The sequence below is a fragment of the Caldimonas sp. genome (assembly GCF_046289365.1).
GTDB lineage: Bacteria > Pseudomonadota > Gammaproteobacteria > Burkholderiales > Burkholderiaceae_C > Caldimonas.
Genome location: NZ_JBKBVU010000010.1, coordinates 1 through 16,747 on the forward strand (window position 1 = coordinate 1; position 16,747 = coordinate 16,747).

Below are 16,747 nucleotides of genomic sequence, written 5' to 3' on the forward strand. Positions count from 1 at the left end.
CTCCGCTTTCTCCCTATTCCCCCCTCCCCCCCTCCCCCCACGGCCACGGGCAAGGCGGCATGCAGTTGGCGGTGAAAGACGTGGGTGGTGCTCGGGTTCATTCAGCGCTTCTCCGGGGGGCAGCCTGGCGCGCCGGGCGCTCCCAATAGGCCTTGCGGGCTTGCAGAAGGGCCTGGCGCCGGGCCAGGTGGTCGAGGACATCGGCCCCGCCTTGCGCCGCGACGGCCGCGATGAGGGCCTCGGCCAGCGCCTGGGCACCGGTCATCGATTGGAAAAAGGACGGCGAGCTCGCCGAAAACAGCAAAGCCTGCCGTGCGCCGCGCGCGATCGGGGACAGCGCGCTGTCGGTCAAGGCGAGCACCGGGACGCCGGCCTGCACAGCCTGCTGCACGGCCTCGACCGTCTCTCGGGTGTAGGGGGCCTGGCTCACGGCCACGAGCAGGTCGCGCGGGCCGAGGAGATCGAGCTGGTCAACCCAGCCTGCGGCCGCATCGTGCAGCAGCCGTCCCCTGCTGCACAGCAGGCCGAAGGTGTAGTGCAGGTGGTAGGCGATTCCGAAGCTGGCGCGCAGCCCCAGAAACGCCACCTGGCGGCTTCGCAGCATCAGCCGGGCTGCGGCCTCGATCCGGCCGGGCGCGTTGAGCCCCGCGCAGGATCGCACATCGGCCACCTGGGCCTCGTTCAAATCGCCCATCAGTGAATGCCGGGCCGACGCAGTGCGCTGTGCGCGGCCCAGGTAGCCGACCGGGTCTTCGGCCTGCCGGGCCAAAGCCCGCCGGAAGGGCTCGCGCAAGGCCTCGAAGCCAGGCAGGCCCAACTGACGGGCCAGCCGGGTCATGGTCGCCGCCGACACGCCGGCCTGCCGGGCGCTGGCGCGCATCGACTGCAGACCCAGGGACGTCCCGTGCCGGACGATCCAGCGCGCGGCCCGGCGCAGCTCGGGGCTGAGGGCCTCGAAATGCCGCTCGACCAGTGCGTGGACGTCCTGGGGCTCCATCGGTGACGTTTCGCTGCGGGGGTGTCGGCGCAAACAGTGGACTGGAACAGATGTTTCATAGTATGCCATACGAATCATCTGTTTCACGCGCTCCCTTTCAAGGACTGCAACCCCCTACACTGAAGCCTCCTTGCGTCCGAGCCCTCATCGTGCAGCCCATGCCAGCGCCCCCTTCGTCTTCTGACCGGCCGCCCTCGACCTGGATCCTCTGGCGTGAGCGCCTGCGGCGCCGCGCCCTGCGCAGCATCAAGCGGCTCGTGCGCCCCTGGTGGATGCGACGCCTGCAACGGCGCAACCTGGAAAGCCGCGAGAGTCTCCTGGACCCGGCCGGCCCGGTGGTGTCGCTCACGAGCTTCGGGCCGCGACTGGCTGGCGTGCACTACACCATCGAAAGCATCGGTGCCGGCACGCTCAAACCTTCGCGTCTGGTGCTGTGGCTGGAACACGAGCTGATCGAGGCGGGCCTGCCCGAAACCTTGCAGCGCCTGCAGGCCCGCGGGCTGGAGGTGCGCGGCACCGAGGACTACGGCCCACACAAGAAGTACCTGCCGCAAGTCCTGTGCGAACCGCATCCGACCCGACCGCTGGTGACGGCCGACGACGATGTGCTGTACCCGCGCGACTGGCTGGCCGAGCTGATGCGCGCCCACGAACGAATGCCCTGGGCGATCGTGTGCTTCCGGGCCCACCGCATCGCCTTCGACGCCCAGGGGCGGTTGCTGCCCTACGCCCAGTGGCCCCCCTGCGAAGACACCCGCCCGGATCACCGCCACTTTCTGACGGGGGTTTCGGGCGTGCTGTACCCGGTGCGCATGCAGTTGGCTTTGCGCGAACGCGGCCTGGCCTTCCTGGACTGCTGTCCGCGTGCCGACGACATCTGGCTCAATGCCACGGCCTTGCGCACCGGCGTGCCCGTGGCACAGATCACGCCCGTCGGGCGCACCTTCTTCGAGATCCCTGGCACTCGAAGTAATGGCCTGGCACGTGGCAATGTGCAAGGCGGCGGCAACGACGCTCAGCTGCGCGCCACCTTCACGCCCGAGGAGCTAGAGCGCCTGCGCCGGCCCTAGATGGACATGCGCTGGCGCACGCCGTCGGCTGCCATGCCGGCGCCGCGGCCTTGCATCACCACTTCGCCGCGCTCCATCACGAGATACTGGTCAGCCAGTTCGGCAGCGAAATCGTAGTACTGCTCGACCAGCACGATGGCCATGGGCGGATGGCCGTCCATGCCGGTGTCGGCCAGCCTGCGGATGACGCGGCCGATGTCCTTGATGATGGACGGCTGGATGCCCTCGGTGGGCTCGTCCAGGATCAGCAGCTTGGGGCCCGCCGCCAGGGCGCGGGCGATGGCCAGTTGCTGCTGCTGCCCGCCCGAGAGATCGCCGCCGCGCCGGTGCAGCATCTGCTTGAGCACCGGGAACAGCTCGAAAAGCTGCGGCGGGATGGGCGTTCGCGCGCTCTTGTAGGCCAGCCCCATGCGCAGGTTCTCCTCCACCGTGAGGCGGCCGAAGATCTCGCGGCCCTGGGGCACGTAGCCCACACCCTTGCGCACACGCTCGTAGGGGGTGTCGCAGGTGATGGGATGGCCGTCCAGGGTGATCGTCCCGGTCTTGACCGGCACCAAGCCCATGAGGCTCTTGAGCAGCGTGGTCTTGCCCACGCCGTTGCGCCCGAGGATCACCGTGACCTCACCCGCCTTCGCCTCGAAGCCGACATTGCGCAGGATGTGCGAGCCGCCGTAGTACTGATTGATGCCTTCGACCTTGAGCATGCTCAGCGCCCCAGATAGACTTCGACGACCTTGTCGTTGGCCTGCACTTGCGCCAGCGAGCCTTCGGCCAGCACACTGCCTTCGTGCAGCACGGTCACCTTCTTGGCCGGGTTGTCTCGCGTGAGGTCATGGATGAATTTCATGTCGTGCTCGACCACCACCAGCGAATGGCTGCCTTCGAGCGACAGGAAGAGTTCGGCGGTGCGTTCGGTCTCCTCGTCGGTCATGCCGGCCACGGGTTCATCCAGCAGCAGCAGCTTAGGGTCCTGCATCAACAGCATGCCGATCTCCAGCCACTGTTTCTGGCCGTGCGACAGCAGGCCCGCCGTGCGCTGGGCCTGGTCGCGCAGGTGGATGAGCGTGAGGATCTCGGCGATGCGGTCGAGCTGCTCGCCCGAGAGCCGGAAGAACATCGAGGCGCGCACGCCCCGGTCGGCGCGCAGGGCCAGTTCCAGGTTCTCGAAGACGCTCAGGTGCTCGTAGACCGTGGGCTTCTGGAACTTGCGGCCGATGCCGATGGTGGCGATTTCGCTTTCGCGCAGGCGCAGCAGGTCGATGGTGGAGCCGAAGAAGGCGCGTCCGGCATCGGGGCGGGTCTTGCCGGTGATGACGTCCATCATCGTGGTCTTGCCAGCGCCATTGGGGCCGATGATGCAGCGCAGTTCGCCGGCGGTGATGCTCAGCGAGAGCTGGTTCAGCGCACGGAAGCCATCGAAACTGACGGTGATGTCGTCCAGATAGAGGATGGCGCCATGCGCCAGGTCCACTTCGCCTTCGCGCACCACACGGCCGTAGCTGGCATCGCGTCCGCCAGAGCCGTCGATGGGACCCCGTGAACGCTGCAGATGCTCTTCCCGGGCGCGGGCGCCTGCTTCCATCAGGTCGGGGGTCATGCGCGGTCCTCCGTGTTCTTGCGGCGCCCGCGCAGCAGGCCGACGATGCCATGGGGCAGGAACAGCGTCACCCCGATGAACAAGGCCCCGAGGAAGTACAGCCAGAACTCGGGGAAGGACACGGTGAACCAGCTCTTGGCCCCATTGACGAAGAAGGCGCCGATGATGGGGCCGATCAGCGAGGCCCGCCCGCCCACGGCCGTCCAGATGGCGATCTCGATGCTGGCCGCCGGCGACATCTCGCTGGGGTTGATGATGCCCACCTGCGGCACGTACAGGGCCCCGGCCACGCCGCACATCATGGCCGACAGCGTCCAGATCGACAGCTTGTAGCCCAGCGGGTTGTAGCCGGTGAACATCACGCGCGACTCGGCATCGCGCACGGCCTGCAGCACACGGCCGTACTTGCTGTTCACGATCCAGCGGCCCAGCAGGAAGAAGCCGATCAGCACGAAGCCCGTGATCGCGAACAGCGTCACCCGCATGCCCGAGGTGGCTATCGGGATGTCGAGGATGCGCTTGAAGTCGGTGAAGCCGTTGTTGCCGCCAAAGCCCGTCTCGTTGCGGAAGAAGAGCAGCATGGCGGCAAACGTCATCGCCTGCGTGATGATGGAGAAGTACACGCCCTTGATGCGCGAGCGGAAGGCGAAGTAGCCGAAGACGAAGGCCAGCCCGCCCGGCACGGCCACGACGAGCACGAGCGTGGCCAGGAAGGAGTCGCTCAGGGCCCAGTGCCAGGGCAGCTCCTTCCAATCCAGGAAGACCATGAAGTCGGGCAGCTCCGACTTGTAGTGCCCGTCGGTGCCGATCTGGCGCATGAGGTACATACCCATCACGTAGCCGCCCAGCGCAAAGAACAAGCCGTGGCCCAGCGAGAGGATGCCGGTGTAGCCCCAGATCAGGTCCATGGCCAGCGCGCAGATGGCGTAGCACATGATCTTGCCGAACAGGCTCACGTAGTAGTCGCTCAGGTGCCAGGCGCTGTCGGCCGGCACGGCCAGGTTGAGCAAGGGCACCAGCACGCCCACGCTCAGCGCCGCTGCGAGCACGGCCGCCCAGCCCTTGGGCCCCAGCAGCAGGCCACGACGTGGCACGAGATCGACACCAGCGGTGCCTGCGTTCAGAACCGCTGTCATGCCTCGGCACTCCTTCCCTTCATTGCGAACAGGCCCTGCGGACGCTTCTGGATGAAGGCCACGATGAGCAGCAGCACCATGATCTTGGCCAGCACCGCTCCCTGCCAGCCTTCCAGCAGCTTGTTGATGACGCCCAGGCCCAACGCGGCGTACACCGTGCCGGCCAGTTGCCCCACCCCGCCGGTCACCACCACCAGGAAGGAATCCACGATGTAGCTCTGGCCGAGATCAGGCCCGACATTGCCCACCTGCGACAGCGCGCAGCCGGCCAGGCCGGCAATGCCCGCGCCCAGGGCAAACGCATAGGTGTCGATCCGCGCCGTGTTCACCCCCATGCACGCGGCCATGGGCCGGTTCTGGGTGACCCCACGCACGAACAGCCCGAGCCGCGTGCGGGCGATCAGCAGCGCCACGCCAGCCACCACCAGCGCCGCAAACACGATGATGGCGATACGGTTGTAGGGCAGCGTGAGGTTGGGCATGAGCGTCACACCACCGCTCAGCCAAGTCGGGTTGTCCACCTGCACGTTCTGGGCGCCAAAGAGCGAACGCACCGCCTGGATGAGGATGAGGCTGATGCCCCAGGTGGCCAGCAGGGTTTCCAGCGGCCGGCCATACAGCCAGCGGATCACGCTACGTTCGAGCACCGCACCCACCACGGCCGACGCCAGGAAGGCCACGGGCACCGCGGCCAGCACATACCAGTCGAACCAGCCCGGCAGATGCGCGCGAAAGAGGTTCTGCACCACGTAGGTGGCATAGGCCCCGATCATCATCATCTCGCCGTGGGCCATGTTGATCACACCCATCAGGCCATAGGTGATGGCCAGGCCGAGCGCCACCAGCAGCAGGAGGCTGCCCAGGCTCACGCCGCTGAACAGCACCCCCGCGCGCTCGCCCCAGGCCAGGCGGTTGTCCACGGCCGCGAGTGACTTCCTCAGGGCCGCGCGCACCTGCGCGTCGGGTTCGGTGAAGCTGTCGCCGTCCTGTGCCAGCCGCTCGCGCAGCAAGGCCTGCACCGTGGGCTGGTTGCTGCGGCCCAGCAACTCGGCCGCCTCCAGGCGCAGGGCCGGATCGTGGGAGGTGATCATGGCGGTGGCCCGCAAGGCCTGCAGCTGCTCACGCAGTCCGGCATCGGTCTCGCGCTCGAGCACCTTCTCGATCACGGGAAGCTGTTCCGCGTCCAGGATCTCGCGCTGCATCTGCGCGATGGCCTGGCCGCGCACGGCCGGATCATCCGAGAAGAGCTTGAGCGCGGCCAGGGCCGCCTGCAGCGCCCGGCGGATGCGGTTGCTGTTGACCACCTCCTCCGCGCCGTCGGGCAGGGTGGCGGGCTCACCGGTGAGGGCGTTGCGCACCTCGTTGCCACGCACGATGAAGACCTGGTCGTCGCCGACGGTGCGCACCTCGTCTGCCAGCAAGGCCTCGATGTAGGGGCCCAGCAAGGGGTCGCCGGTGGCGGCCGCCTCGCTGAGCGCCTCGATGCGCTCGTCGTTATCGCCCAGGGCCAGGGCCCGGATCTGCTCGGGGCTCAGGGCCGCCGCCGGGCCCGCCAGCACCCAGGCCAGGGCGGCCAGGGCGAGGCGGATCCCCCATCGTGTCGTGGAACTCACTCGTGCATCCTCGAAAGCCCTTACTGCCCTTACTTCTTCTCGGGCTCGTCCTTCTTGCCCTTGTTCTCGGGAATGAAGGGGCTCCAGGGCTGAGCCTTGACGGGACCCTTGGTCTTCCATACCACGTTGAACTGACCATCGGCCTTCACCTCACCGATGAACACCGGCTTGTGAAGGTGGTGGTTCTTCTCGTCCATCTTGGCCATGAAGCCGCTCGGGGCCGGGAAGGTTTGGCCGGCCATCGCGGCGATCACCTTGTCGGTGTCCGTGCTCTTGGCCTTCTCGACGGCCTGCTTCCACATGTGGATGCCGATGTAGGTGGCTTCCATCGGGTCGTTGGTCAGCGGACGGTCTTTGTGGCCCGGGATGTTCTTGGCCTTGGCGTAGTCCGACCAAGCCTTGATGAAGGCGTCGTTGGTCGGGTTCTTGATCGACATGAAGTAGTTCCACGCCGCCAGGTGGCCCACCAGCGGCTTGGTGTCCACGCCGCGCAGTTCTTCCTCGCCCACCGAGAAGGCCACCACCGGCACGTCGGTCGCCTTCAGGCCCTGGTTGCCCAGCTCACGGTAGAAGGGCACATTGGAGTCACCATTGATGGTGGAGACCACCGCCGTCTTCTTGCCTGCCGCGGCAAACTTCTTGATGTTGGCGATGATGGTCTGGTAGTCGCTGTGGCCGAAGGGGGTGTAGGCCTCCATGATGTCGCTGTCGGGAATGCCTTTGGACTTCAGGAAGGCGCGCAGGATCTTGTTGGTGGTGCGCGGGTACACATAGTCGGTGCCCAGCAGCACGAAGCGTTTGACAGAGCCGCCGTCCTTGCTCATCAGGTATTCCACCGCGGGAATGGCCTGCTGGTTGGGCGCCGCGCCGGTGTAGAACACGTTCTTGCTCAGTTCCTCGCCCTCGTACTGCACGGGGTAGAACAGCAGGCTGTTGAGTTCCTCGAACACCGGGAGCACCGACTTGCGCGACACGCTGGTCCAGCAGCCGAAGACCACGGCCACCTTGTCCTGGGTGATGAGCTGGCGGGCGCGCTCGGCGAACAGCGGCCAGTTGGAGGCCGGATCGACCACCACGGGCTCGAGCTTCTTGCCCATCACGCCGCCCTTGGCATTGATCTGCTCGATCGTCATCAGGGCCACGTCCTTCAGGACGGTTTCCGAGATGGCCATGGTGCCCGACAGCGAATGCAGGATACCGACCTTGATGGTGTCGGACTGGGCATGGGCAGGCAGGCCGACGGCGGCCCCGCCCAGGGCGATGGCGCCCAGGGCCTGGTTGAAGTGGCGGCGGGAGATGGTCATGGCAGGCGCTCCTTTGGAATGGCAGGGCTGTGTGGAAGAGACAGCCTCAGCTTAGGCAGGGAGCGGTCGCACGCAAATACGCCACATGGCGTAGGCAGCGTGATGTCGCATGGCCCGAGCCCGCAACGTCGATCGGCGGGCCGGGTGAACCATCCCTCTCAGGAGCCGTCGATCATGCCCAAGGGCCGGCAGCGCAGTAACAAGGAAGCGAAGAAGCCGACGAAGGACCAGGCGCCGGCGAAACCGATTTCGCCGGATGCCGTCATGCCCACCCGTGTGACGGTGGTGCCCGATCGGCGCAAGAAGAAGTAGTTGCCGTAGGGTCCGACGCTCAGCGGCGCTGATCTTCGGCCTGCCGAGGAAGCGCCTGGTTGGCGCGGAACTCTTCCTCGATCACCCGTGCAAAGGCCTTGCGGGTCCCGCCGGTGGGCAGGGTGTTGACAGCCCGCAGGCGGGCTTGCACGTCATGCGACCGCAAGGCTTCATTGAAGGCGGCGTTGAGCCGCTCCAGCACGTCGGGAGCAGTGCCAGCCGGTGCAAAGACGCCGAACACCGACATCCGGTTGGCCGAGCCGAAACCCAGTTCCCCAAGGGTCGGCACCTCGGGCAGCACCGGCAGCCGCTCGGGTGCCCCCACGGCCAGGGGCTTGAATCGCCCTTCACGGATGTAGCGCAACTGCAGCAGGCCCACGTTGGTCGACAGGAGCTCGAAGTGGCCGCCCAAGGCGTCATTGAGCTGGGCGCCACCACCCTTGTAGGGCACGTGAATGATGTCCACCCCGGCCTCGGCAGCGATCCGTGCCAGCATCAGATGCCCCGTGGTGCCCACGCCAGAACTGGCCCAGCGCAGTGCTCCCGGTACGCGCTGCGCCTGCACCAGCGCATCAGCAAGGCTCGCGCCCGCAAAGGCCGGGGTGCCCACCACCAGCGCCGGGGTGGCCATCACGCTCACCACCGGAACGATGTCGTGCAGAGGTCGATAGCCGACGCGACCGAGATGGGGCGACAGCGTGAGGGGTGTGATGGCCGACAGCGCCAGCGTATGTCCATCGGACGGAGCCTTGGCCAGCGCCTCCATCGCCAGGGTGCCACCGGCGCCGCTGCGGTGCTCCACCACCACGGGTACATCCAGCCCCGCCGACACCTGCCGCGCCAGCAAACGCGCCATGTCGTCGCTCACCCCGCCCGGTGGGTAGGCCACGATCAGTCGGATGGGTCGAGCAGGCCAGGGCGGCGCAGCGGACGCGGACCGGGTCCAGGCGACTGCCAGGAGCCCTGCCAGGAAGACACGACGAGACAGGGTGGGCTTGACGTTCACGATGGCGGCATCTTGCCCGGGCCATGCGCCACGATGTCGACCACCAAGGCCACGAACGTGGCCAGGGCGCCCACGCAGTCCGCTTCCCGGTAGGCCAGGGTCAGGGGGGCATCCACCCTGGCCTCCGGCGACAGGGGCAGGTAGCGGATCGCATGCGGGTGCGCTCCCTGCATCGACGCGGGCACCACCGAGATGCCAGCGCCGGCGGCGACGAGATTGAGGTTGGTCATCATGCGCGGCACCTCGGCCACCACCTTCGGTTGCACGCCCGCCTGCGCGCAGCGCATCAGCAGGTTCGCGTACAGCCCCGGTGCGCCTGGCCGGCGCACGAGGATGAGGTTTTCGCCGTCCAGGTCCTGCAAGGCCACGCGGCGGGTACGACGACGTGCCAGGGGGTGGTCGAGCGGCACCGCCACCACCGTGGCCTCGTGCAGCAGGGTGTGCAGCTTGACGCCCGCCGGGTGCGACACGGGCACCCGCAGGAAGCCACCGTGCAAGCGCCCGTCGGCGATCGCTTCGGTGATCTCGGCCGCGTTGTTCTCGCTCAGCACCAGCTCGATCTCCGGGAAGCGATGGCGGCATTCCCGCAGCGCCTGCGGCGTGAAGGCATGCGCAGCGGCCGAGCTAGTGAACGCGATGTGTAACCGCCCGCGCTCACCCCTCGCCACACGCTGCATGCGCTCTTCCATCGCCGCGATGTCCTGCAGGATGCGCCGTGCTTCGGCCAGGAACATGCGCCCGCCGTCCGTCAGCGACACACCCTTCGGATGGCGATGGAACAGCGTGATGCCCAGCCGCGCCTCCAGAGCACGGATCTGCTGGCTCAGCGGAGGCTGCTGGATGCCCAGCTGTGCCGCTGCACGGGTCATGTGCCCGGCGTCTGCCACCGCCACGAAGTAGCGCAGGAGCCTTGTCTCCATATATGGAACGTCTTGAGAATCAATGGTCAGTATATTTGACCATCATGCATCAGGCCGCTAAGGTACCTGCGAACACCTCGACGAAGGTGCCCGACAAGACCTAACCGGAGACAAGCGGCATGACACTCGCTGCGCGCCCTCGTGCGCCCCATATCCTCATATTCGGCGTGGCCGCCCTGCTGGTCGGATGTGCCCAGACCCCGGCTCCCAGCAAGGAGGCCCCTCCCTCGGTCGCCACCTGCCCCGATGGCGTGCCTGCCGAGGCCCGCTGCCTGCGTGGTCAGGACTCTGCAGGCGCACACTACCTGATCGTCGTGCCCAAGGACTGGAACCGGATGCTCGTCGTGCATGCCCACGGCGGCCCCACGTTGGGCGAACCCAAGGCCAGCCGTGCCGATGAAGACATCAAGCGCTGGGCCATCACCGTGCGGGCCGGTTACGCCTGGGCAGGCTCCGTGTTCCGCCAGGGTGGCGTGGCCGTGCGCTCGGCGGCCGAAGACACCGAGCGGGTGCGCCGCATCTTCGTGGAGCATGTGGCGCAGCCGACGTTGACCTTGCTGCACGGCCAGTCCTGGGGAGCCAACGTGGCGGCCAAGGCGGCCGAGATGTATGCTGCTCCGGGCCAACGCTCCCCATATGCCGGTGTGCTGCTCTCCAGCGGTGTGCTGGCCGGCGGCACCCGCTCTTACGACTTCCGCCTCGATCTGCGGGTGGTGTACCAGTTCCTTTGCAACAACCACCCACGGCCCGATGAACCGCAATACCCACTGTGGATGGGCCTGCCCGTCGACAGCAAGCTGACACGCGCGGAACTGGCTGCGCGTGTCGACGAGTGCCTGGGTGTGCGAAAGCCTGCCGCCCAGCGCACGCCGGAGCAGGCGAGCAGGCTCAAGACGGTGGTGGACGTGATCCGCATCCCGGAAACCTCGGTGATCGCCCACCTCAACTGGGCCACCTGGCATTTCCAGGACATCGTGCAGAACCGTACCGGCGGCCTGAACCCTTTCGACAACGCGCAGGTGCGCTACACCGGATCGACCGATGATGCGGCGCTCAACGCTGGCGTGCTGCGCTACCGCGCCGACCCGCGGGCCGTGGCCACCTTCGGCGCCGACACCGACCTGACCGGCCGGATCGGCATCCCCGTGCTGACGGTGCATGGCATCGGCGACCCGACCGCCTTCGTCGAGCTGCAGTCGGCCTTCCGCCGGACGATGGAGGGCGCCGGCACGGCTTCTCGCTTGGTGCAGGTGCTCAGCGATCATCGCGATCACAGCTACCTGAGCGACCCGACCTATGCAGCGCTTTTCGACGCCCTGGTGCGCTGGGCGCAAGAGGGCGACAAGCCCACGCCCGCCGGGCTCGCGCGGCTGTGCAAGACCTACGAGGCCCGCTTCGGCCCGGGCTGCCGCCTGCTGCCCGACTACCAGCCAGCCCCGCTGGAGACCCGCGTCGCGCCGCGGCGCTGAGGTAGGAGCTGAGAAGCTTTGAACGAAACGCCAATCGCCTGGGGTGATCGCATTGCTGCTGATGGCGGCAGTTGCGCGACCAGTCAGCGCCCGATGCGCGGCATCAGCGCTGCGTGGGTCTGTTGTGAGGGTGTGGAAGGCGTGGCGAGCCAGCGTAGCAGCCAAGGGCACGCGGCGCGCCGTGCTTCAGGCGGCCAAGGCGATGTTCAGGCTGCGCATGCGCATCAGGTTGTGCGCCAGGGCGTGCCACAGCAGTACGGCCCGTGCCTTGGCCATGCCGCAGACGTTGAACCGCTGCAGAGCGCGTCGTCGCAGTTGCGCATTGGCGCACTCGACCGTGCGCCCCGCGCTGGATGTACAACGCCTTGGCGAAGTCGCTGCGCATGAACTCGCGCCACTGCGCCTGCGCGGGCGAGTCGGTGTGCTTGGGCGCCAGGCAGTCGATGTCGGGGTTGCGGCTGCGCGGCGGCAGCAGCACCGGCTGCGTGCCGCGCTCGGTGAGTTCGTCGATGGCCTGCAGCTTGGTAAAGCCCCCGTCGGCCATCTTCATGACCCGCGCCTCGGCGTCGGTGGTGCTCACGCGAGGCTCGGCCTCAGGTTCGGCCGGTGGCTTGGCGGCTGCGCCCCCGCCCGCGGCGCTCGCAGCAGCGCTGCGGCCGCGCCGCTTGGACGGCTTGGGCTTGTTCGGCTCGGGTGGGGGCTTGCGCTGCAGCCTCTGCATGGCCGCCAAGGCCGCGGCCAGGCGCTGCTCGCGTTCACGCGCGGCGCGCTCGACGGCGGCCGCTGCGCCGAGCCTGCGGCCGGCAACTCACCACCACCGAACAGGCTCGCCTGAGTCTGTTCACCCTCGTTCCCAACCGTTGCAGCGCTCATGCACTGCTCAACGCTTCAGGGGCGAGGTTCGTTCACGCCTTCTGAGTCGTCCGCCCTAGCGGTGCCGCAGCTGCGGCACACGGCCGGTGGCCACGCCCGCCGCCGCGGTACGGGTCTCGACGCCAAGCTTCTCGAAGACATGTTCGAGATGTTTCTTCACCGTGGCGGGGCTCGCACCCAGGATGTCGCCAATGTCGCGGTTGGTCTTGCCCTGCACGACCCAGTACAGCACCTCGGCCTCGCGCGTGGTGAGCCGGAAAGCGGCGATCAGGGCTTCGAGCATCACCGCGTCGTTGGCTTCGCGCAGCACCAGAAACCATTCACCGTCGCCGGTGGGGTGATGCAGCGCCAGTGTCAGGCGACGCGTGCCCTGCACGAGGATGCGGCTGGCAGGCTCGTGGGCCGCGCGGGCCTGCTCCGCCTGCTGGCGCACCCAATCGGTCAGTTCGGCATCCAGGAACCCGTCCACGCCGCCGCGATAGGCCTCCAGGTACTGGCGGGCCAGAGGGGTCTGCCAGGTGATGCGCCCGTCGGCCAGGCGAACGGCCAGCGTGGCATGGCCGAAGACGTCCAGGGCCTGGTGTGCCTGCCGGGCTTGCCGAGCCCCTTGCAGGTGCGTGGCGATGCGGGCAATCACCTCCCGGGTACGCACCGGCTTGGTCACGTAGTCCACCCCGCCGGCCTGGAAGGCCGCCACCACGTGCTCGGTGTCGGTGAGGCCCGTCATGAAGATGATGGGGATGCCGGCAGTGGTGGGCTGCGCTTTGAGGCGGCGCGCCACCTCGAAGCCGTCCATGCCCGGCATCACCGCATCCAGCAGCACGATGTCGGGCTGCGCCTGGGCGGCACGCTGCAGCGCACCTTCGCCATGGGTGGCCACCAGCACGGTGTAGCCCGACTCGTCCAGCGCATCGTGCAGCACGGCGACGTTGTCGGGCACATCGTCCACCACGAGGACCACGGCATCGGCGGCAGACAGGTCAGGCGAGGCGGTGTTCATCGAGGGCGTCCTGGATGAGGCGGGTGATGGTGTCGAACTGGAACTCGCGCGCCAGGCCTCGCAGGCGGGCCACGAAGGCGGTGCACTGGGGCTGCTCGGATTCGATCTGGTCGAGGACGCGAACGATGCCGCGGTAGTAGCCCAGCGTCACCTGGTCTGCCAAGCCTCGCAGATGGTGAGGCGCCGGCAGGGTCTGCGGTGCCGGGGCGGGCATCAGGGGCTGGAGCGGGGACTCCGATGCCCACACCCATTGCAGCGACAGGCGCTGGCCCAGCCAGTCGAGCAGTTCACCCACCCGCACCGGCTTCACGAGGAAATCCCGGGGCGTGATGCCTACGTCGTTGTCCAACCCCTTGTCGAAGGCATTGGCCGAAACGATGGCCACCGGTGCGGCGCTCAGGTTTTCCTGGCGGATGCGCCTCAGGGTTTCCCAGCCATCGATGCCCGGCATGGCCAGGTCCATGAAGATCGCATCGGGCTGGATCTGGCGCAACATGGCCAGGCATTCGTGGCCAGATGCGGCCTGGTGGATCTCGAAGCCCAGGGGCTGCAGCACGCTCACCAGCAATCCACGATCGACCTCCTCGTTGTCGACCACCAGGACACGCTTGCGAGGCCCCAGGTAGCCGGTGCGCGGCGCACGCGGCATCTCGGTCTCGATCACCGTGGCGCGCAGCTCGGGCAGGAAGAGGCGGATCGAAAAGCAGGTGCCCACGCCCGGGGTGCTGCGCACCGTCATCTCGCCGCCCATCAGGTCAGTGAGCATCTTCGCGATCGTCAGCCCCAGCCCCGTCCCCCCCACCGCAGCGCCACCGGCCGCCGAGCCCCGCTCGAAAGGATCGAAGATGCGCGACATCTCCTCGGCCGTCATGCCGGGGCCGGAATCCTCGATCTCGAAGCGTGCCATCTCGCGCGCGTACTGCAGACGGAACACCACCTGGCCACGGGTGGTGAACTTCACCGCATTGCCCAGGACGTTGATGAGGATCTGGCGCACACGCTTTTCATCGGCGCGCACCGCCTCGGGCACGCCGGCGTCGAACTCGTGGCGGAACGCGATGCCTTTGCCGGCGGCCTGCAGTTCGAAGAGCCTTGCGATCTCGAGCATGCTGTCGCGAAAGCGCATGGGCTTGACCTCCAGCGCCAGCTTGCCGCTTTCGATGCGCGCGAGGTCCAGCGTGCCATCGATCAATGACAGCAGATGCTCGCCGCCGCGACGGATCACGCGCACGGCCTGCTTACGATGCGCCGGCATGGCCTCGTCCTCGTCCAGCAGCTGGGCATAGCCCAGGATGCTGTTGAGCGGCGTGCGCAGCTCGTGGCTGATGGTGGTGATGTAGCGGCTCTTGGCCTGGTTGGCCAGCTCGGCCTGGTGCTTGGCCTGCTGGAGGGCCTCGTCGGTGCGGCGGTGCGATTCGATCTCGCGCATCAAGGCCTCGGTCTGGCGGTTCGACTCCTCCTGCGCCACCAGACGGCTGCGGTGCGCCAGCACCAGCCACCAGGCCACGATGCCCGACACCAGCAGCAGCGCGGCATAGGCTTTCAGGAAGGCGAGCTTGAGCGACGGGCCCAGCGCCGCCGCCTGCTCCCCCAGGCTACGCATCTCCTGGTGGTAGAGCAAACCGAAGAGCGCGGCCAGCACCGGCACGATCACCGTCATCAGCAGCAGGTACTGCGCCAGGCCGGTCTGGATGTAGGGCGCCGCGCGGCGCGGCAGCAGCCGTCGCAGCGCCGCCGACCACTGCGACGACAGCCGCCCCTGTGGCTTGCACAGGTCATTGCAGCGCGCATCCAGGGTGCAGCACAAGGAACAGATGGCGCCCTGGTAGGCCGGGCACTGCGCCATGTCGTCCCGCTCGTACTCGCGCTCGCAGATCACGCAGCGCGTGACGGGACGCAGCCTGCTGTAGCCGCCTTCACTGCCGGGGTCGACCGGGGGCAGGCTGTCGCGCCGGGCGATGTAGTAGCGCCCTTTTGTGGCCCAGGCGATCAGGGGGGACACCACCACGGCCGTCACCAGCGCGATCAGGGCCGAGAAAGCTTGGGCCATCTCGCCAAAGAAGCCCAGGTGCGCGGTGATGGACAGCACCGAGGCCGCCACCATCGCGCCCACACCCACCGGGTTCACGTCGTACAGGTGCGCGCGCTTGAACTCGATGCCCTTGGGCGACAGGCCCAGCGGCTTGTTGATCACCAGGTCGGCCACCACGGCCATGATCCAGGAGATGGCGATGTTCGAGTACAGCCCCAGCACCCCGCCCAGCGCCTGGAAGACGTTGAGCTCCATCAGCATCAGCGCGATCAGGGTGTTGAAGACCACCCACACCACCCGACCGGGATGGCTGTGCGTGAGGCGCGAGAAGAAATTGCTCCACGCCAGCGAGCCCGCGTAGGCGTTCGTCACGTTGATCTTGAGCTGCGACACGACCACGAAGAGTGCCGTGGCCGCCACGGCCCAGCCGTAGTCGGCAAACACGTACTCGTAGGCCGCCAGGTACATCTGGTTCGGGTCCACGGCCCGCTCAGCCGGCACCATGTGGGACAGCGCCAGATAGGCCAGCAAGGCGCCGCCCAGCATCTTCACCACCCCCAGCACCACCCAGCCCGGCCCGCCCATCAGCAACCCACCCCACCAGCGCCAGCGGTTGGCCCTGGTTTTCTCGGGCATGAAACGCAGATAGTCCACCTGCTCGCCCATCTGGGTGATGAGCGCAATGCCCACCGTGGTCGCCGCCCCGAAGGCGAGCCACTGGAACTGCCCTCCTCGGCCATCCTCCCCGGCATACGACGTAAGCCCCGACAACAGTCCCGGGTTGTGGTGGAACACATAAAAGTAGGGCAGCACCAGCATCACCAGCCACAGCGGCTGCGTCCAGACCTGCAGACGGCTGATGATGGTCACGCCATGGGTCACCATGGGGATCACCACGAGGGCACACACCAGGTAACCCCAGGTGGGTGGCAAGCCAAAGGCCAGCTCCAGCGCATAGGCCATCACGGCCGCCTCGAGCGCGAAGAAGATGAAGGTGAAGCTCGCGTAGATCAGCGAGGTGAGCGTCGAGCCGATGTAGCCGAAGCCCGCGCCGCGCGTGAGCAGGTCCATGTCCACCCCGTGGCGCGCTGCATAGACGCTGATGGGCAGCCCGGCCAGGAAGATGATGAGGCCCGTCACGGCGATGGCCAGCGCCGCGTTGATGAAGCCGTACTGCACCAGCAGCGTGGCCCCCACGGCCTCCAGGATCAGGAAGGAGGCCGCCCCGAAGGCCGTGTTGGCCACCCGCCACTCCGACCACTTGCGAAACGAGCGTGGCGTGAAGCGCAGCGCGTAGTCCTCCATGGTTTCGCGAGCGACCCATTCGTTGTAGTCGCGCCGGATCTTGATGACGCGCTGCACCGCTCCCGGGGCAGGCGGCGAGTGGGCGGAAGGGATGGCGCTGAGGTCCATGGCGA

14 protein-coding genes are annotated in these 16,747 nt (G+C 67.6%); 3 read left to right on the forward strand and 11 right to left on the reverse strand.

The window, feature by feature from the left end; genetic code table 11:
- Positions 1 to 97: 97 nt before the first annotated feature.
- Positions 98 to 997, reverse strand: coding sequence for a MurR/RpiR family transcriptional regulator (locus ACK42S_RS02010; RefSeq protein WP_409702709.1), 900 nt, complete (start codon positions 995 to 997; stop codon positions 98 to 100).
- 158 nt (positions 998 to 1,155) lie between these two features.
- On the opposite strand from ACK42S_RS02010, the gene ACK42S_RS02015 reads away from it, so the two are divergent.
- On the forward strand, positions 1,156 to 2,067 hold the full coding sequence (locus tag ACK42S_RS02015; protein WP_409702711.1) for a hypothetical protein: 912 nt from the start codon (positions 1,156 to 1,158) through the stop codon (positions 2,065 to 2,067).
- Here ACK42S_RS02015 and urtE read toward each other — a convergent pair.
- The 5 genes from urtE to urtA are packed head-to-tail and all read right to left on the reverse strand — an operon-like array spanning position 2,064 to position 7,717.
- Positions 2,064 to 2,771 carry an urea ABC transporter ATP-binding subunit UrtE gene (gene urtE, locus ACK42S_RS02020; protein ID WP_409702712.1) on the reverse strand — a complete coding sequence of 236 codons (708 nt, stop codon included), beginning with the start codon at positions 2,769 to 2,771 and terminating at the stop codon, positions 2,064 to 2,066. The genes ACK42S_RS02015 and urtE overlap by 4 nt on opposite strands.
- Positions 2,772 to 2,773: 2 nt before the next feature.
- Positions 2,774 to 3,664 (reverse strand): urea ABC transporter ATP-binding protein UrtD, encoded by an 891-nt coding sequence (gene urtD, locus ACK42S_RS02025; protein WP_409702714.1) that lies wholly within the window; start codon positions 3,662 to 3,664, stop codon positions 2,774 to 2,776.
- The gene (urtC, locus tag ACK42S_RS02030; protein WP_409702716.1) at positions 3,661 to 4,800 is read right to left on the reverse strand and encodes an urea ABC transporter permease subunit UrtC; all 1,140 of its coding nucleotides are present in this window, start codon (positions 4,798 to 4,800) and stop codon (positions 3,661 to 3,663) included. Before urtC ends, urtD begins: the two co-directional genes overlap by 4 nt.
- The gene (urtB, locus tag ACK42S_RS02035) at positions 4,797 to 6,413 is read right to left on the reverse strand and encodes an urea ABC transporter permease subunit UrtB (protein WP_409702718.1); all 1,617 of its coding nucleotides are present in this window, start codon (positions 6,411 to 6,413) and stop codon (positions 4,797 to 4,799) included. Before urtB ends, urtC begins: the two co-directional genes overlap by 4 nt.
- A gap of 29 nt (positions 6,414 to 6,442) precedes the next feature.
- Positions 6,443 to 7,717 (reverse strand): urea ABC transporter substrate-binding protein, encoded by a 1,275-nt coding sequence (urtA, locus tag ACK42S_RS02040; protein ID WP_409702720.1) that lies wholly within the window; start codon positions 7,715 to 7,717, stop codon positions 6,443 to 6,445.
- Positions 7,718 to 7,891: 174 nt separating this feature from the next.
- Between urtA and ACK42S_RS02045 the strand changes: the two genes are divergently transcribed.
- Positions 7,892 to 8,029 carry a hypothetical protein gene (locus ACK42S_RS02045; RefSeq protein ID WP_409702722.1) on the forward strand — a complete coding sequence of 46 codons (138 nt, stop codon included), beginning with the start codon at positions 7,892 to 7,894 and terminating at the stop codon, positions 8,027 to 8,029.
- A 19-nt stretch (positions 8,030 to 8,048) separates the two neighbouring features.
- Here the strand turns inward: ACK42S_RS02045 and ACK42S_RS02050 are convergent, their stop codons facing one another.
- Both ACK42S_RS02050 and ACK42S_RS02055 read right to left on the reverse strand, forming a co-directional pair.
- Positions 8,049 to 8,918, reverse strand: a complete 870-nt coding sequence (locus ACK42S_RS02050; RefSeq protein ID WP_409702724.1) for a tripartite tricarboxylate transporter substrate binding protein — start codon at positions 8,916 to 8,918, stop codon at positions 8,049 to 8,051.
- 113 nt (positions 8,919 to 9,031) lie between these two features.
- Positions 9,032 to 9,955, reverse strand: a complete 924-nt coding sequence (locus ACK42S_RS02055) for a LysR family transcriptional regulator (protein ID WP_409702726.1) — start codon at positions 9,953 to 9,955, stop codon at positions 9,032 to 9,034.
- Between the two features lie 119 nt (positions 9,956 to 10,074).
- Here ACK42S_RS02055 and ACK42S_RS02060 point away from each other — a divergent pair, with 119 nt between their 5' ends.
- Complete coding sequence (locus tag ACK42S_RS02060; protein ID WP_409702728.1) at positions 10,075 to 11,424, forward strand: hypothetical protein; 1,350 nt, start codon at positions 10,075 to 10,077, stop codon at positions 11,422 to 11,424.
- A 103-nt stretch (positions 11,425 to 11,527) separates the two neighbouring features.
- On the opposite strand, the gene ACK42S_RS02065 is transcribed toward ACK42S_RS02060, so the two are convergent.
- From ACK42S_RS02065 to ACK42S_RS02075, 3 genes are all read right to left on the reverse strand, one after another.
- A complete protein-coding gene (locus tag ACK42S_RS02065; protein ID WP_409702730.1) occupies positions 11,528 to 12,004 on the reverse strand; it encodes a hypothetical protein in 477 nt (158 codons plus the stop codon).
- A gap of 348 nt (positions 12,005 to 12,352) precedes the next feature.
- Positions 12,353 to 13,297 carry a response regulator gene (locus ACK42S_RS02070; protein ID WP_409702731.1) on the reverse strand — a complete coding sequence of 315 codons (945 nt, stop codon included), beginning with the start codon at positions 13,295 to 13,297 and terminating at the stop codon, positions 12,353 to 12,355.
- Entirely contained in the window at positions 13,278 to 16,742 is a 3,465-nt protein-coding gene (locus ACK42S_RS02075; protein WP_409702733.1) for an ATP-binding protein, read from the reverse strand. Before ACK42S_RS02075 ends, ACK42S_RS02070 begins: the two co-directional genes overlap by 20 nt.
- Positions 16,743 to 16,747: the final 5 nt, after the last annotated feature.

Bases quoted from the DNA above. Each gene is read 5' to 3' on its own strand.
- ACK42S_RS02010 (WP_409702709.1), bottom strand. From the start codon at position 997: ATGGAGCCCCAGGACGTCCACGCACTGGTCGAGCGGCATTTCGAGGCC.
- ACK42S_RS02015 (WP_409702711.1), top strand. From the start codon at position 1,156: ATGCCAGCGCCCCCTTCGTCTTCTGACCGGCCGCCCTCGACCTGGATC.
- urtE (WP_409702712.1), bottom strand. From the start codon at position 2,771: ATGCTCAAGGTCGAAGGCATCAATCAGTACTACGGCGGCTCGCACATC.
- urtD (WP_409702714.1), bottom strand. From the start codon at position 3,664: ATGACCCCCGACCTGATGGAAGCAGGCGCCCGCGCCCGGGAAGAGCAT.
- urtC (WP_409702716.1), bottom strand. From the start codon at position 4,800: ATGACAGCGGTTCTGAACGCAGGCACCGCTGGTGTCGATCTCGTGCCA.
- urtA (WP_409702720.1), bottom strand. From the start codon at position 7,717: ATGACCATCTCCCGCCGCCACTTCAACCAGGCCCTGGGCGCCATCGCC.
- ACK42S_RS02045 (WP_409702722.1), top strand. From the start codon at position 7,892: ATGCCCAAGGGCCGGCAGCGCAGTAACAAGGAAGCGAAGAAGCCGACG.
- ACK42S_RS02055 (WP_409702726.1), bottom strand. From the start codon at position 9,955: ATGGAGACAAGGCTCCTGCGCTACTTCGTGGCGGTGGCAGACGCCGGG.
- ACK42S_RS02060 (WP_409702728.1), top strand. From the start codon at position 10,075: ATGACACTCGCTGCGCGCCCTCGTGCGCCCCATATCCTCATATTCGGC.
- ACK42S_RS02070 (WP_409702731.1), bottom strand. From the start codon at position 13,297: ATGAACACCGCCTCGCCTGACCTGTCTGCCGCCGATGCCGTGGTCCTC.
- ACK42S_RS02075 (WP_409702733.1), bottom strand. From the start codon at position 16,742: ATGGACCTCAGCGCCATCCCTTCCGCCCACTCGCCGCCTGCCCCGGGA.